General features: G+C 67.5%; 15 protein-coding genes. 10 read left to right on the top strand and 5 right to left on the bottom strand.

Annotated elements, in window-relative coordinates; genetic code table 11:
• Positions 1–290: 290 nt before the first annotated feature.
• A complete protein-coding gene (locus AB0I53_RS47220; protein ID WP_358617130.1) occupies positions 291–803 on the bottom strand; it encodes a hypothetical protein in 513 nt (170 codons plus the stop codon).
• Between the two features lie 100 nt (positions 804–903).
• On the opposite strand from AB0I53_RS47220, the gene AB0I53_RS47215 reads away from it, so the two are divergent.
• The 5 genes from AB0I53_RS47215 to AB0I53_RS47195 all read left to right on the top strand — a co-directional run bounded on the left by AB0I53_RS47215 (position 904) and on the right by AB0I53_RS47195 (position 5,406).
• Positions 904–1,284 carry an integrase core domain-containing protein gene (locus AB0I53_RS47215; protein ID WP_358617128.1) on the top strand — a complete coding sequence of 127 codons (381 nt, stop codon included), beginning with the start codon at positions 904–906 and terminating at the stop codon, positions 1,282–1,284.
• Positions 1,285–1,823: 539 nt separating this feature from the next.
• On the top strand, positions 1,824–2,003 hold the full coding sequence (locus AB0I53_RS47210) for a hypothetical protein (RefSeq protein WP_358617126.1): 180 nt from the start codon (positions 1,824–1,826) through the stop codon (positions 2,001–2,003).
• A 348-nt stretch (positions 2,004–2,351) separates the two neighbouring features.
• Positions 2,352–2,930, top strand: a complete 579-nt coding sequence (locus AB0I53_RS47205) for an NAD(P)H-dependent oxidoreductase (RefSeq protein WP_358617124.1) — start codon at positions 2,352–2,354, stop codon at positions 2,928–2,930.
• Positions 2,931–2,935: 5 nt separating this feature from the next.
• Positions 2,936–3,319, top strand: coding sequence for a 2Fe-2S iron-sulfur cluster-binding protein (locus AB0I53_RS47200; protein WP_358617121.1), 384 nt, complete (start codon positions 2,936–2,938; stop codon positions 3,317–3,319).
• Positions 3,316–5,406 carry a xanthine dehydrogenase family protein molybdopterin-binding subunit gene (locus tag AB0I53_RS47195; RefSeq protein WP_358617118.1) on the top strand — a complete coding sequence of 697 codons (2,091 nt, stop codon included), beginning with the start codon at positions 3,316–3,318 and terminating at the stop codon, positions 5,404–5,406. Before AB0I53_RS47200 ends, AB0I53_RS47195 begins: the two co-directional genes overlap by 4 nt.
• A 163-nt stretch (positions 5,407–5,569) precedes the next feature.
• On the opposite strand, the gene AB0I53_RS47190 is transcribed toward AB0I53_RS47195, so the two are convergent.
• The 3 genes from AB0I53_RS47190 to AB0I53_RS47180 all read right to left on the bottom strand — a co-directional run bounded on the left by AB0I53_RS47190 (position 5,570) and on the right by AB0I53_RS47180 (position 8,285).
• Positions 5,570–6,100, bottom strand: a complete 531-nt coding sequence (locus AB0I53_RS47190) for a hypothetical protein (protein WP_358617116.1) — start codon at positions 6,098–6,100, stop codon at positions 5,570–5,572.
• A 1-nt stretch (position 6,101) separates the two neighbouring features.
• Complete coding sequence (locus AB0I53_RS47185) at positions 6,102–7,529, bottom strand: molybdopterin-dependent oxidoreductase (RefSeq protein ID WP_358617114.1); 1,428 nt, start codon at positions 7,527–7,529, stop codon at positions 6,102–6,104.
• Positions 7,530–7,850: 321 nt separating this feature from the next.
• Positions 7,851–8,285: a hypothetical protein gene (locus AB0I53_RS47180; protein WP_358617112.1), complete on the bottom strand. Its 435-nt coding sequence runs from the start codon at positions 8,283–8,285 to the stop codon at positions 7,851–7,853.
• A 293-nt stretch (positions 8,286–8,578) separates the two neighbouring features.
• On the opposite strand from AB0I53_RS47180, the gene AB0I53_RS47175 reads away from it, so the two are divergent.
• The 3 genes from AB0I53_RS47175 (at position 8,579) to AB0I53_RS47165 (ending at position 11,803) form a co-directional block, all read left to right on the top strand.
• A complete protein-coding gene (locus tag AB0I53_RS47175; protein ID WP_358617110.1) occupies positions 8,579–9,448 on the top strand; it encodes an NAD(P)-dependent oxidoreductase in 870 nt (289 codons plus the stop codon).
• A 287-nt stretch (positions 9,449–9,735) separates the two neighbouring features.
• The gene (locus AB0I53_RS47170; protein ID WP_358617108.1) at positions 9,736–10,812 is read left to right on the top strand and encodes a hypothetical protein; all 1,077 of its coding nucleotides are present in this window, start codon (positions 9,736–9,738) and stop codon (positions 10,810–10,812) included.
• Positions 10,813–10,984: 172 nt separating this feature from the next.
• A complete protein-coding gene (locus tag AB0I53_RS47165) occupies positions 10,985–11,803 on the top strand; it encodes a M20/M25/M40 family metallo-hydrolase (RefSeq protein WP_358617106.1) in 819 nt (272 codons plus the stop codon).
• Between the two features lie 558 nt (positions 11,804–12,361).
• Here the strand turns inward: AB0I53_RS47165 and AB0I53_RS47160 are convergent.
• On the bottom strand, positions 12,362–13,288 hold the full coding sequence (locus tag AB0I53_RS47160; RefSeq protein WP_358617104.1) for an NADP-dependent oxidoreductase: 927 nt from the start codon (positions 13,286–13,288) through the stop codon (positions 12,362–12,364).
• 152 nt (positions 13,289–13,440) lie between these two features.
• On the opposite strand from AB0I53_RS47160, the gene AB0I53_RS47155 reads away from it, so the two are divergent.
• Both AB0I53_RS47155 and AB0I53_RS47150 read left to right on the top strand, forming a co-directional pair.
• Positions 13,441–14,121: a TetR/AcrR family transcriptional regulator gene (locus AB0I53_RS47155; protein ID WP_358617102.1), complete on the top strand. Its 681-nt coding sequence runs from the start codon at positions 13,441–13,443 to the stop codon at positions 14,119–14,121.
• A gap of 312 nt (positions 14,122–14,433) precedes the next feature.
• Positions 14,434–14,706: a hypothetical protein gene (locus AB0I53_RS47150; RefSeq protein WP_358617100.1), complete on the top strand. Its 273-nt coding sequence runs from the start codon at positions 14,434–14,436 to the stop codon at positions 14,704–14,706.
• Positions 14,707–14,769: the final 63 nt, after the last annotated feature.

Here is a 14,769-nt window from a genome sequence, read left to right as displayed (position 1 = left end):
ACACGGTCGGCGGGACGCTCGTGGCAGCCTGGCCCTGCTGCCTGCTGACGCTCGTTTTCTGCTGGCTCCCGCCGATCAACCGCTACGCCAAGGCGATGAAGCTGGCCCACTGAACGCGGTTACGCAACATGGAAGTCGAGGTCCATCAGGGAATCCGGCGGGCCTCGTTCCTCTATCCGTGCCACCACGTTAGCGGATTCCGACGGCGCAGCGCCCGGTCCGGTCGGCCAGCACCCGTGAGTGCTTTTGGCTGCTATAGCGCCCAAAAACGCTCACGGGCATCCCACCGCCTAACGGCCGGTGACCTTCGCGAGCATCTTGTCCAGAGCGGCGGAGTCTGCGGCTCCGCTTGCGCGCCAGGCGATGAAGCCGTCCGGGCGCTTTCCGCCCTGTCCTCGCTGATCCCCCGCCGCCGCTGGGCGCAGGTCTTCCCAGTCACGCCGGGCACGCTGATGACCTGGCACCGCAAGCTGGTGGCCCGACGCTGGGACTACTCCGATCGGCGCCGACCTGGACGACCGCCCACGAAGCCGGTCATCAAGGAGCTCGTGCTCCGTCTCGCCCGCGAAAACAGCCGATGGGGACAGATCCAGGGCGAACTGGCCTGCCTCCGACACCCAATCACTGCCTCCACCGTCTGGGAAATCCTGCCCGCAGCCGGCATCGATCCGGCCCCACGCCGCCGCGGCCCGACCTGGCGCGAGTTCCTGTCCGCACAAGCCGCCAGCATGATCGCCTGCGACTTCCTGAGCATCGACACCATCGGCCTGCAACGCCTGTACGCCCTGATCTTCCTCGAACACCGCACACGGGCACCTGCCCATCACGGGCGTCACCGCACACCCGACCGCGACCTGGGCTACTCAGCAAGCGCGCAACCCCGCCGCCGACCTCGGCACACGTATGGACTCGCTGCGCTTCCTCATCCGAGACCGCGACAGCAAGTACACCGACGCCTTCGACACGGAGTTCCAAACCGACGACATCCAGATCATCAAGACACCGGTCCAGGCACTCCGAGCGAACGCCCACTATGAGAGAGCGATCGGCACCCTCCGCCGAGAAGTCCTCAACCACGTCCTCATTTTCAATGCGGCCCACGCTCGCCGCGTTCTTGCCGAATACCAGCAGCACTACAACAAGCATCGCCCCCACCAGGCCCGGAACCAGCTACCACCCGAACCCCAGGACCAACCGCCCTCGGTACAGGATTCGCCGACCCGCCACGTCCTACGCACCCGCGTCCTCGGCGGCGTTACCAACGAGTGCCGATATTTCACTTGAGCAGCGACGATGAATATTCGAGCCCCACAACGCTCAGCGAACGCCTCGGCGCCGATCCGCTGAACATCTCGTGGGCCAAACGTAGTTGCCCGCGTGTGCCCAGACGCCGGTTCCCGTGACGCAGCCACTCGCCGTATAGCAGGTGAGCTCGAACGCCAGTTGCCGGCTTGATCGCTTCCACTTCGTCGAGCACCGCCGACGCAGCGGCGTCCCACGGGCGTGCATGGGACACACCAGTGAGGAAGTTCGCGGGCAAAGGGAAGGGCGGTGAGCGCCCCCATCCATGAGCGAGCCGGATCGTTCGGCTGCGGATCGCACTCAGGGCGAAAGTCTCTTTGCGTGCCCTCGTTCAGCCCTACTGTGGCAGGTGCACCACAACATAGCGGAGCTGGCGACACCCTTTACTTGCGCCGCCCCCATTTCGCACTAAAGATCGCGCAATTCCGACCAAGCGCGCTGGTGTTGTCGCTTGCACAGCACGATTGAACCGAAGGTCCAACGAAAATGACTGCACTCTCCTGGAACGATGAGGGATCACGATGAAGATCAGCGCAATCTTCAGCAGCCAAGGCGGCTGGGGCGGCGGCGGCCGTGGCGGCTGGGGCGGCGGCGGCTGGGGCGGCGGCCGTGGCGGCTGGGGCCGCAGCGGCTGGGGCGGCGGCCGTGGCGGCTGGGGCTGGGGCGGCGGCTGGGGTGGCTGGGGTGGCTGGGGCTGCTGATCGCGCCCTGACTGTCCTCGAAACCTCCTCCGGTTAGCCGCAGCGCTTCGCCCGCAACGTAGCCCTGCTTTCATGCGTAGCTCCCGCCTGTGCGCAGACGGGAGCTACCGCCTGTTGGAGAACACTTGATACCGCGGCTTGGAAAGTCGGACCGTCCACCCACCGTGCCAACCGCAACTCGCGCACACCACGATCCACAGTGGATTCCTTCCTGCGGTGCGTTCTCACCCGAAACCGCAGCGCGCCGGACGATCGCCTCGCAGCAGCGATTGCCAGGAAGAATGATTGACGTACTTAGTCATCACCGGCGTTCTCGCCGGTTCGCGACGGTGTTCGGGAAGGACGACAATGTACGACCGCGACCCTGATCGACTGAGAGCGCTGGGCGTCGCAGGCAGCCTGCGCACGGGATCTTACAATCGCGCATTGCTGCGGGCCGCCGTCGAACTGTCTCCCCCGGCGATGACCATCGAACCCTTCGAGCTCGACCACATCCCGCTGTTCAACTATGACGTCGAGCAACGGGGAGATCCCGAGCCGGTCGCGCGATTCAAGCACGCCATCGCCGATGCCGACGCACTGCTCATCGCCACGCCCGAATATCAGCAAGGCGTGCCAGGAGTGTTGAAAAACGCGCTCGACTGGGCCTCGCGTCCGCCAGGTAAGTCCGTGTTGCAGGACAAGCCGGTGGCGATCATTGGTGCCAGTCCCGGCATGACCGGTACCGCCCGGGCTCAGACCCAACTGCGCCAAACGCTGGCCTACAACAACTGCCCCACTCTGATGCGGCCCGAAGTCCTCGTCGCCCGGGCCTACGAGAAGTTCGACGCGGAGGGGCGGCTCACAGACGAGGACGCCATCAAGTTCCTGCGCGAGCTTCTCGTCGCCTTCAGCGACTGGAGCGCACGCGTGTCGAGCCGAGGCTGACCCCAGTGTTGACGACACGGCAGCACGAACTGCGTGCAGACGTCCATCATCAGCTCGTCCGAGCCGCCCTGGCAGCGAACGAGGATGTGGAAATCGCGCTCCGTATCGGCGGCCACGAGCACTGGGTCGTCGTCGAACCGCGCACAACGCTGTTGGACACGCAGCGAGAGCGATTGGGGATCACCAGTCCCAGGAAGAGCTGTGGCCACGGTCAGTGCGGAGCCTGCACGGTGCTGCGGGGCACCGCAGCGAACGAGCAGCGTTTCCGCCGCACCGGCGACGCCGAACCGGCCGACGCCCAGCCGCTGCCGGGCAACGCGTTCAAGGCGTCACCGGCCCGCAACGTCATCGCACACACATTGCTGGAACTCCCGGAGGAACGACGATGACCACGACAACCGTGACCCGCTCCGTCGGCGAGTCGATCAGCCGGGTGGAAGGCGGTGAGAAGGTCCGCGGACAAGCCCGATACGCGTTCGAACAGCCCGTCCACCGCCCGGCCTACCTGTTTCCCTTGCAGGCGAGGATCGCGACCGGGCGCGTGACCTCCATCGATGCCAGGGCGGCGCTGGCCGTAGAGGGCGTGCTGGCGATGTTCACCCACGAGAACGCACCCGAGCTGGCCCCGGGCGACGACCCGGAGCTTGCGATCCTGCAGTCGGACCGAATCGCCTTCCGCGGCCAGCTCGTCGGCGGCGTCATCGCCGAGACCCTGGAGACCGCCCGCCACGCCGCAAGCCTGGTCCGGATCGAATACCAGGCGGAAAAGCACGACACCGACTTCAGGGCCGACCGCGACGACCTCTACGCCCCCGACCACATCAACCCCACCTTCGCCACTGACACCGACGAGGGCGATGTCGAGGCCGCGCTGGCGTCGGCGGCCGTGGCGCTCGACAAGACGTACACGACGCCGGCCGAGATCAACAATCCCCTGGAGCCGCATGCCACCATCGCCATCTGGTCCGATGACGAACTGACCCTCTACGACTCCACGCAGGGCGTGACGATGGTTCAGCAGGCGGTGGCCCCGCTTTTCGGGCTCGCTCCCGAGCAGGTGCATGTCATCGCCCCGCACGTCGGCGGCGGATTCGGGGCGAAGGTCGCGCCGCATGGGAACGTGGTCCTCGCCGCGATGGCGGCGAAGCTCGTCGCGAGCAGACCGGTGAAGCTGGCGTTGACCCGCCACCAGATGTTCAGTTTGGTGGGCTCCCGGACTCCCACGGTCCAACGGATCCGGCTCGGTGCCGACTCCGAGGGCAGGCTGGTGGCGATCAGTCACGACGTGATCGAGGCGACCCCGCGGTTCAAGGAGTTCGCCGAGCAGACGGCCGTGTGCACCCGGACGATGTACGCCGCGCCCGATCGACGCACGACGCACCGGCTGGTGGCGTTGGACATCCCGCCGCTGACGTACATGCGCGCGCCTGGGGAAGCCCCCGGCATGTTCGCGCTCGAATCGGCGATGGACGAGATGGCGATCGCATGCGACCTGGACCCCGTCGAATTCCGGATCCGCAACGAGCCGGAATCCGACCCCGAGACCGGACTGCCCTATTCAAGCCGCAACCTCGTGGCCTGCCTCCTCGAAGGCGCTCGCAGGTTCGGCTGGGCGCACCGCGAGCGCACCCCGCGCGCCCGGCGCGAGAACGGCTGGCTGGTGGGCACCGGAGTGGCGGCGTCGACCTATCCGGTGTTCCGGATTCCGGGCTCGTCGGCACGAGTCCGTGCCACACCCAACGGACGTTTCGTCGTGCAGATCGCGGCGATGGACATCGGCACCGGTACCTGGACGGCGCTGCGGCAGGTTGCGGCAGACGAACTCGGGGTGCCGTTCGAGGACGTCGAGCTGCAGATCGGCGACTCGGCGCTGCCCGGGGCCGCACCCGCCGGTGGGTCGGTCGGGCTCGGCTGCTGGGGCACGGCGATCCACAACGGCGCCCGCGAACTACGCGAGCGCCTGGAAACCGGTGGACTCCCGGACGATGGCCTCGAGGCCATCGGCACGGACACCGGAACCCCGTATGAAGGCCAGTACGCGATGCACAGCTTCGGGGCGCAGTTCGCCGAGGTGCGGGTCCGCGAGGACAGCGGCGAGATCCGAGTGCCGCGCCTGCTCGGAGTCTTCGCCGCAGGCCGCATCATCAACCCCAAGACCGCCCGTTCCCAACTGCTCGGGGGTATGACGATGGGTCTGTCGATGGCCCTGCACGAGGCGGGCGAGCTCGACTCCCGGTTCGGGCACGTGGTCAACCACGACTTCGCCACCTACCACATCGCGACCAACGCCGACGTCGGCACGATCGAGGTCGACTTCCTCGACGAGGCGGACCCGTACGTCAACCCCCTGGGCGCCAAGGGAATCGGCGAGCTGGGCATCGTCGGGACCGCGGCAGCAATCGCCAACGCCGCGCACCACGCCACCGGCGTGCGCGTACGGGATCTCCCGATCACGCTGGACAAGTTCTTGTCCTGAAACCAGATATGCCGATCTTCACAATGCGTCGAGGAGAGCCCCCAACTATCCATTCAGGACACTCTCGTCGGATGAGGCTTGGCGCCGGAGCGTCGATCTCCCGAGCGACGGGGCCGAACCAAGAAGCACCTGGCTGCTCCGAAGACGTGATTTTCCTTGCTGCTCAATCATCTTCCTCGGGCTCGCTGGCGGCCGCTGGTCGCCGCTCGCGTCTCAGCCGGAGGTGGTCGCGACCTACGCGGACTGCGTACGCGAGGGCGCTGGCGGCGAACAGGCACAGCACCAGCACGAGCCACCGCACGAGAAAGGGTGCTTGTGTCTGCCCGGTCGCCGCGAGGTAGGTCGGCGCCCCCTGTTGGATGATGCCAGGGAGGAACAGTAGGAACAGCAGACCGGCCCCCATGGCCGGGACGCGGATGTAGTTCAGCGGCGACACCCTCGGGCGCTCCGCGGCTGCCCGCCTGGTGCGCACCGCCGCTGTCAACGACCGGTCAGCGAGGGCGTAGAGCGGGAACAGCACTAGATCGTGGACGATGATGGCCGCTGCGAACCACACGAGCATCCGGATCAACAGCGGCTCACGCCACAGCTGAAAGGCGACGTAGCCGGTGATCGCGAAGCACACCAGCAGCACCAGCAAATGCAGCGGGCTCGCGCCGTACCCGCGCACCCAAGCCGCGGACCAACGACGCATCTCAGCCACCCCGGAACTCGATCGACCGCACCCACTTCGTGTTGTGCACCCCCGGCAGTGCGGGCACGATGATCCGCGCCGGATAACCGTGGTCGATCGACAGATCAACACCGTTGACCCACAACGCCAATAGCGCGTCCGGGGCGGCGATCTGATTGGCTTGCAAGGTGGCCTGGTTGAAGGCCCCAACCTGTTCCTGCGACTGGACGTGCGCCCGACTGGGCTGCTGCACGCCCACGATCGCGGCGAGGTCGCGCAGGCGCACCCCGCTCCAGGTCTGGACCGTGGCCCAGCCCTCCACGCACGCGATGGGCAGCGTGGCCGTGTGCTGCGGCAACTGCAGCAAACTGACCCGGTCGATCATCACCACCCGCTCACCGAGCAGCGCCAGCCGCCAACTCGGGCCTACCTCCGAGGGGACGATCGCGGCGGCGGCTGCCGTGCGGTTGATCTGGAAATCGTTCGGCCCCACCCCGTACGACCGACCGCGCGGCAACAGCACGGCGGAACCACGGGTGAACCCTCCGATGGTCTGCCCGGCGGTCAACGCAGCGACCAGCAGCGCCCCACCGCCCACCAGCGTCAGCGCTCCACGACGACTGAGCGTGGGTTCAGCCGGGTCGACCGCGACGAGCCCGCCCGGATCGGGCGGTTCCGGCTGCGTGTCGGCTCGCGACGTTCGCATCTCGGCTCGGAACGACCGGGAGCGCAACGCCGTGACCAACCGCGGCAGCTTCACCACCACGTGAACCAGAAACGCGCCCGAGAACACCCACGCGCCGAAGTAGTGCGCGGTGTAGAAACTGAACCCGAACACGTAGTCGTACTGGATGTTGAGCACACCGGTGACGATCTCGAACAGGATCCCGCCGACCAGCAGCAACAACGACAACCGTTCCACCACCTCCGCCGCGGAACGCGCCGGAGGCCACGAGAACAACCTCGGCACCACCGACCACAACTTCGCCAGCACGACGGGCACGAGAACGAGTCCCAGCCCGACATGCAGCCCCTGGTTCAGCTGGTACAACCACGACGGCCTTGCCGGCCAGTCGAAGTACGGCAAATGCAGCCAACCCACATCCGCAGGTATCGCCTGCCCCAGCTGCGGACCGTAGGCCATGTAGGACAACAGCCCGGTAACGATGACGATCGGCAACCCCACCAGCAGCACAACACCGAACACCGAGGTCAACCACGGACCACGCAGCGGGCTGCGCCACAGCCGAGATCTGCCCAAGCCCGGTGGCCGATGCCGCTCCAACGCCCGCCACAACGCTGCGGGGAAACCGTACGGGAGCGCATCATCCCTGCTCCCCTCGCCCGCCCCCATTTCCTGGGCGCACTCGGTCGCCGTGCTCCCCTCGGCAGCGGCATGCTCGTCGCGCCCAGCCGCAGTCCTTTCCTCGCCAGCCGCATCCTCAGACACGCCGTGGCGGTCCTCAGCCCCGTCGGAACCATCCGGGGCTCGCCCCGCACCGTCGCCGTCTGGCTCACCGAACGGAGGTGTCGTCATTCACACCACCCCCTGATGCTGAACGAACGCCGCCCACGTCGCCCGGACGCACGTCCATGGGCACACCCTGCTTCTGTTGCGCCGGAGTCACCTGCTGCGGCCCGTAGGCGCCCACCACCTCAGCGCCAGCCAACTGCGCGACGTAGGTGACGCAAGCTGTGCGCGCCATCGGCGTGGCCGCCTGCCAACACTGGCAGGACACGCGGAGAGCTGCCACGTCGGTGTGGTCCTGGTCTACGACAACAAGTCCTTGAAGAACTCCACGGTGATGTACTCACCGGCACAGCGGCGGTAGCCGAACCCGAACGGCGCGTAGCCAGCCGTGTCGCACAGCGGATACGCGGTGCTGTCGGCCAGGCCGTAGACGGCGCCGAACGCGCTGTTGGTCAGTTGCGCCTGGCGGCCATCGTTGACGGCGAACGGTTCGGGTGTGAAGGGGCAGTGAGCAAACCCAACCTCCCGGCATCTCGCCTCGTCGTTGTCGACGCTCGTCGACGCCGCCTTGTAGCGATCCGGATCGAACTCCTCCGGGTTGCCCCAGTGCCGGGGGTCTTGGCTCGTCTCAAGGTGAGGGGTGAGAACGCTGCCGGAGCGAGGCTCGATACCGCGCTTCGTGCCCGTGGTCGAGAGGCTGCCCCCGTTCGGCGAGATCGTGCGGAACAGCTCCATCACGAACCGGTCTAGCGGGGTGAACGCGCCGTTTCCGAGGCCAGCAGTGCCTGGATCGAGCGCAATCTCATCGCGGCGTTGCTGCGGTGTCCCGTTCCGGCGACTACGTCGCGCCGCTGACCCGCGAGGTCCTCCGCCGCGCGGAAGGAGACCCGCAGCAACGCCCCCGGGGCCAAATCAAATGACGTGCACCGGAGCTCCGCACCCAGGGGCGTGGTTGCCGGCAGGCGGATGCGTCGACAAGCTGTCAAGCTCGGTGGCGCTCAGGACCGCGACTGCGTGCGGAGGTACCAGTGCTCGTCGCCGTGTTGGGAACAGGCATCATGGGCGGGCCGATGGCCGCCAACCTGCTTGAGGCCGGCATGCAGGTGCGCGTGTGGAACCGCACTGCTGCCAAGACTCGCCCTCTCGTCGAACGCGGAGCCACTCCGGCGCAGACGCCGGCCGAGGCAGCTCGCGGCGCCGACGTCGTGGTCACGATGCTCGCCGACGGAGCCACTGTTGAGACCGTGATGTCCGGACCCGATGGCGCACTGGCCACAATGGATGGCGCCGCGACGTGGGCACAAATGAGCACTGTTGGCTTGGCCTACACCGACCAGTTCGCCAGCCAAGCAGCCGACGCGGCCGTGGCGTTCGCGGACGCACCCGTGGTCGGGACCAAACAACCCGCCGAGCAGGGCACATTGGTGGTGCTCGCCTCCGGCCCAGAACAGACCCTGGCGCGGTGTCAGCCGATCTTCGACGCAGTCGGATCCCGCACCATCACCGTAGGCGAAGCTGGGGCCGCTAGCAGGCTCAAACTTGTCGCCAACGCCTGGGTGTTGGCGGTTACCAACGGGACCGCGGAATGTGTGGCCCTGGCCCAACGACTCGGTCTCGACCCACGACAATTCCTGGAGACCATCAGTGGCGGTCTCCTCGACGTGCCCTATGCGCACCTCAAAGCCGACGAGATGATCAACAACGACTATCCCGTCAGCTTCCCCGTCACCCATGCCGCCAAGGACGCCCGGCTGGTCCTCGAGGCCGCAGGCCAAGGACTAGACGGCATCCAGGCAACGCTCGGGCACCTGGAGCACGCCGCCCAGCAGGGCTACGATCGTGCTGACTTCGCCGCCCTCTACGAGGGCATCACCCCCATGAAAGAGCCCCGGTTCTGACTGGTGTCGGGCGCAGTTACTGCCCGGTGGGCCGCGGCCACGAAGCCGGGTGGCGACCTCCGGAACCGCGGGACCTCCGGCGGAGTGTGGGGCCTGGAGCGCGGTCAGCACGCCGCCGAGGTCAAACAGGCAGGCGATGAATCCCCTCGGGCGCCACCCCGCCCGAGGCGCGGTGCACGGCACGGCTCGTCGGCAGTTCCGTGCGCTTGCCGAGACACGGGAGTCGTGGTTCGGCAGACTCGGGCGTTGTGACGTGCTGGAGACTTTCGGCAATCGAGGTGTGGCGCGTGGATGTCGTGGTCGCTGCGCTCGTGGGTCTGGCGGGCGTGGCGTGTGTGGTCGTCACACTGCTGTCGGCCGTTCAGACCGTGGTAGTGCCGCGCGCCACCCCGGTGCGGATCACGCGCTGGGTGTTCCTGGCAATGGACGCGATCTTCTCCCCGCTCGGGGGCGGCGGCGACTACCGCAGGCAGGACCGGGTGCGCGCGCTGTACGCGCCGTTGTCGCTGCTGGCGCTGCCCGCGACGTGGCTGGTCCTCGTCCTCGCCGGATACACCGCGATGTTCTGGGCGGTGGGCGTCCGGGGATGGCAGGCCGCGTTCTTCGAAAGCGGATCGTCGCTGTTCACCCTGGGATTCAGCGCCCCGGTCAACGCGCTGACGGCGCTGCTGGTGTTCTCCGAGGCCGCGTTGGGGCTGGTCTTGCTGGCACTGCTCATCTCGTACCTGCCGTCGATCTACGGCTCCTTCTCACGGCGCGAGGTGATGGTGACTGACCTGGAGACCCAGGCGGGCAGCCCACCGTTCGCGGCCACGCTGCTGGAACGGCTCGCACGCATTGGCGGCCTGGACGATCTCGAATGGTTCTGGCGCGACTGGGCCCGCTGGTTCGCCGACATCGAGGAGACGCACACCACGTCGCCGAGCCTGGTGCATTTCCGCTCGCCCCAACCGGACCGGTCGTGGATTACCGCCGCCGGTGCTGTCCTGGACACCGCCGCGCTCATCTTGTCCACAGTGGATGTCCCGCGACAACCGGCGGCCGAGCTGTGCATCCGGTCCGGATACGTGGCGTTGCGCCGCATCGGGGACTTCTTCGGCATGCCCTACGATCCCGACCCCGCCCCGGACGACCCGATCTCCATCGAACGCGCCGAGTACGACGCCGTGTGCCAGCGGTTGGTCGAGGCCGGAGCACCGATAAAGCCGGACCGGGAGCAGACCTGGCGCGACTTCGCGGGCTGGCGCGTCAACTACGACGCGGTGCTGCTGCGCTTCGCGTGGCTGTGCCGGGCCCCGTCCGCGCCGTGGTCGGCCGACCGCGCCATCCCGTTCCGGCGCCCGATGCTGCCCCGCAGCTCCTGAGCACCCGGCTTACCACTCCACCGCGGCGGACCGAAACGCCTTGCCCGGTGCAGCTCAGCCGGGACGCACCCGTCCTTCCCCGTCGACGCCGCCGCGGTGCAGGAATACACCGGATGGCGATCGACCCGCAGCTAACCCCGAACAGCCCCGCTATCTCACGAAAGAGGAAGCAATGGACACAGCTAGCGCCGTAGCGGCGGTGACTGCCCGGGTCCAGCAGGACCGGACTTTCCCCATCGAGCTGACGCAAGAGCTGATGCGGATCCCGACCGTGAATCCGAAGTTCGAGTCCGCCGAAGGCATCAACCGCGAGGCGGACGCCCAACGGCTGGTGGCCGCGCACCTGGCCGAGGCGGGCCTGACCACCGAGCAGCACGAGGCGTTCCCCGCCCGGCCCAGCGTGCGCGCTTTCCGCGACGGCTCCGCGGAACGCAGCCTGATCCTCAATGGACACATCGACGTCGTGCCCGTCGGCGACCGGTCCGCGTGGTCGTTCGACCCGTTCGGCGGTGAGATCCGCGACGGCCGGCTCTACGGGCGTGGCGGCTACGACATGAAGGCCGGGATCGCCGCCGCGATCGCCGCTGCGAAGGCGATCCACGACTGCGGGATCGAACTCGACGGCCGGTTCGAGGTGCACAGCGCCGTCGACGAGGAGGCCGGCGGATTCGGCACCAAGGACCTCGTTGCGCGCGGCTGCACTGCATCCGCGGTCATCGTCGGCGAGCCGACCGAGGAACAGGTCATGCTCTGCCAGGGCGGACTGGAGTGGGTGCGCGTCACCCTCCGCGGCCGCAACGCGCACACCGGGTGGCGGTACAACGACCTCTACCCGCAGCGCGACGCGCCGGACCGCACCCGGCCCGGCGTCAACGCCGCCGAACTGGCGGCGCGCCTGATCCTCGCCGTCGGGCAGCTCGAGCGCGACTGGGCCTGCCGCAAGCCGGCGCATCCCCTGCTGCCGCCCGGGGTCAACGCGATCCACCGTTGATTTGACAGACCCTCACGCTCCACAGCGGACGGAGCCGAACATGACGCCAGCTAGAGAGCTGTGGCGTACTGAGTTGTTCACCCATTCATGTACGGGTGAGCGTGCCCAGTTTCCTGCTACCCCTGGCGACGTCGCCGACGTCTGCCTGGCCTTGCTCGAACCTCGTCTCGCGGGCAGCGCCAGGCGAGAATGTTGCCGCTACAACACCCGCTATTGCCGATGAGCGGACGTATCTCCGCGCGGCGCGGTCTCCTGTTGGAGAACCGGAGTGTGGTCGGGTCGCTGTCGGCAGTGGATTCGGCAGGCCGAAAACCGAGGCCGAGGCAATCAAACAGCGGCTGACCAGGTTCATGCGCGACGAACTCCGCTCGGACCTGTCGCAGGAGAAAACGCTGATCGCGCGCGTTCCAGCGGCAACGGCCAGGGCAGCCACGAGGATGCGCATCTCGATGTGCAGCCGATACGGGCTCACGGGCATCGACGACGGCGGCCAGGCCCAGGTCGGCGAGGGCCGCCGAGGCCGTGGCCGCCCTGCTGCGGGCCGAATCGTCCGTCGTGTCAGGGCACGGTGATTACGATCTTGCCGCGCGCGTGGCCAGTAGCGCTGACGTCGTGAGCTGTGGCGGCCTCCTTCAGCGGGAACACGGCGTGCAGCGGGACGGTGAGGCGGCCCTGGTCGGCGAGGTTGGCCGCCAGTGGCAGTCCTGCCCAGCCCGGCGACTTTCCTGCTTCGGAGCGGGAGAACCGCACTCCGTGCCGGGCGGCGTCGAAGTCTGCGATGGTCACCACGCGGTGCGGGTCGCCGACGATGGTCACCAGATCGGCAAGAGAGCCCTTGCCGGCCGCGTCCAGAACCACGTCGACACCGAGCGGAGCCAGTGGGGCAAGGCGATCGGCCAGTCCCGCCCCGTAGGTGACCGGTACGACGCCGAGCTGAGCGAGAAAGCCGTGGTTGCCTTCGCTCGCGGTGCCGATCACGGTGAGGCCGCGGGCCTGGGCGAGTTGCGCGGTAGTGGTGCCGACGCCTCCGGCGGCACCCTCGATCAGCAAGGTCATGCCCTCGGCGGCCTCGAGGGCGTCCAAGACACGCGTGGCCGTGTCGATGTTGCCCGCGGCGCCACCCGCTTCCTCGAAAGACCATGACTGAGGTTTGGGCGCCCAGGCCTCCAGCACGGCGTACTGGGCCGTGGCGCCTCCCTGGTCCGCAACGGGGACGAGGCCGAAGACCTCATCCCCCACGGCGGTGCCGGTCGCTCCCTCTCCCACCTCGTCGACGGTCCCGGCGGCATCCATGCCGGGTATATGGGGGAAGTCCACGGTGGCGATGTCCCGCAGCATCCCTGAGCGCAGATACCAGTCAGCAGGGGTAACGCCGGTGGCACGTACGGCGATGCGGACCTGACCGGGCCCGGCGTGCGGTTCTTCGACTTCCTCTACGCGAAGGACTTCGGGACCACCATAGCGGTGGTATTGCACAGCAAACACGGACAACCTCCGTATACATGGCATGTCGGTGAGCAGGAGAACTCGCGGCCGCTCATTTCTGCGGCCGAGATCTGGCCGCGGGATGCCGCGGTACTAGTTCACGCTAACCCGCTAAACGAACGACGTCTTCCACTTGTGCTTAAGTGGGAGACATGCCCGCTCAACCGTCTCGGAACCCGCCCCCTCCGCCTCCGGCATCCCCGTACCGGGGCAAGAGAGCCGACGCCCGGCACAACCGCGCCCGGCTCCTCCAGGCCGCCCGCGAGGCGTACGCTCTCAACGGCACCGACGTACCGTCCAGCACAATCGCCCGAAGAGCGGCCGTGGGTGCCGCCACCCTCTACCGGCACTTCCCGACACGCGGCTCGCTGATCGCTGCGGCGTTCTCCGAACAACTGGCCCAGTGCGTCGCAGCCCTCGACGAAGCCATTCAGGACGACGATCCCTGGCGCGGTCTTCGCACCGTCCTCACCAAGGTGTGCAGGATGCAGGCCCAGGACCGCGGGTTCAGCGCCGCGTTCCTCTCCCAATTTCCCGACGCGCCCGATGTCCATCGTGAACGCGCCCGCGCCGAGGCAGGACTCGTCCAGCTGGTACAGCGTGCGAAGGACACCGGGCAGCTGCGCAAGGACTTCGACCCCAGCGACGTCACCCTCCTGCTCCTGGCGAACAACGGGGTCGTGCAGGAGTCCCCAGAGGTCGCCATGGCCGCTTCCCGCCGTTTGCTCGCCTTCTTCCTCCAGTCCTGCCAGACGACGGACGGCGTGCCCCTGCCCCAGCCCGCGCCACTCCGCCTTGACGATCTCTACAAGCCACCACATCGACCGGGGTGACCGTCGGCGTCCGCCCCGGGGCACGCGCCCTCTCACCAAACGATTGCCCTTGCTTCGACAGATGAGCTAGCTGACTACGACCTCTCGTCAGCTGTCCCGCGTGGACTTCTCGTCCTTGTCATGCATGGCTCATACTCATCCCCACGGGCAAGAAGTAGAGCCAGCACCCCTCGCCCGCCACCGTCATGCGAACGCCACGCGAACACGACGAACAGGGCCGCCACGGCAGTATGTACGTGATCACCCCACTGCTGTGCGATTGGTGTCTGAGCTGGGGCTCCAGCGCCCAGTACGGTGGGCAGGCGTCGACGCATGTTCGCGCTCTTTGCACTGCGGGAGCATGTTCACCCCGTGGTCTGCCCCACCGCAGACGGAGCCTGCTTCAACACCGGTGTCACCGACCCGCCGATCGGCGCCGGAATACTGATCGCACATACCCGGCGGGCATCGCGCCACCACCTCATGACCGGCCTGCTGCCAGAAACCATTTCCTGGCAACAATCGCTCAGTCGAGCCGAATTCAGGCCGCTGGACGGATCAAAAATGGTGCTCATTAGAGCTTGTCTCATTTCGCGAGTTTCTTGAAGCAGGTGAGGGCGGCGGCGAGGGTGAGGAAGGCGCAGAAGTGGTTGGCATAGCGCTCGTAGC

Origin of the sequence: Saccharopolyspora sp. NPDC050389 (genome assembly GCF_040655595.1) — a bacterium.
Lineage (GTDB): Bacteria > Actinomycetota > Actinomycetes > Mycobacteriales > Pseudonocardiaceae > Saccharopolyspora.
This window is presented reverse-complemented; position numbering and strand designations above follow the sequence as displayed.

What these genes read in the sequence shown, in the direction of transcription:
- AB0I53_RS47215 (WP_358617128.1), top strand. Translation starts at nt 904, where the DNA reads ATGGACTCGCTGCGCTTCCTCATCCGAGACCGCGACAGCAAGTACACC.
- AB0I53_RS47210 (WP_358617126.1), top strand. Translation starts at nt 1,824, where the DNA reads ATGAAGATCAGCGCAATCTTCAGCAGCCAAGGCGGCTGGGGCGGCGGC.
- AB0I53_RS47205 (WP_358617124.1), top strand. Translation starts at nt 2,352, where the DNA reads ATGTACGACCGCGACCCTGATCGACTGAGAGCGCTGGGCGTCGCAGGC.
- AB0I53_RS47195 (WP_358617118.1), top strand. Translation starts at nt 3,316, where the DNA reads ATGACCACGACAACCGTGACCCGCTCCGTCGGCGAGTCGATCAGCCGG.
- AB0I53_RS47190 (WP_358617116.1), bottom strand. Translation starts at nt 6,100, where the DNA reads ATGCGTCGTTGGTCCGCGGCTTGGGTGCGCGGGTACGGCGCGAGCCCG.
- AB0I53_RS47180 (WP_358617112.1), bottom strand. Translation starts at nt 8,285, where the DNA reads ATGGAGCTGTTCCGCACGATCTCGCCGAACGGGGGCAGCCTCTCGACC.
- AB0I53_RS47165 (WP_358617106.1), top strand. Translation starts at nt 10,985, where the DNA reads ATGGACACAGCTAGCGCCGTAGCGGCGGTGACTGCCCGGGTCCAGCAG.
- AB0I53_RS47155 (WP_358617102.1), top strand. Translation starts at nt 13,441, where the DNA reads ATGCCCGCTCAACCGTCTCGGAACCCGCCCCCTCCGCCTCCGGCATCC.
- AB0I53_RS47150 (WP_358617100.1), top strand. Translation starts at nt 14,434, where the DNA reads ATGTTCGCGCTCTTTGCACTGCGGGAGCATGTTCACCCCGTGGTCTGC.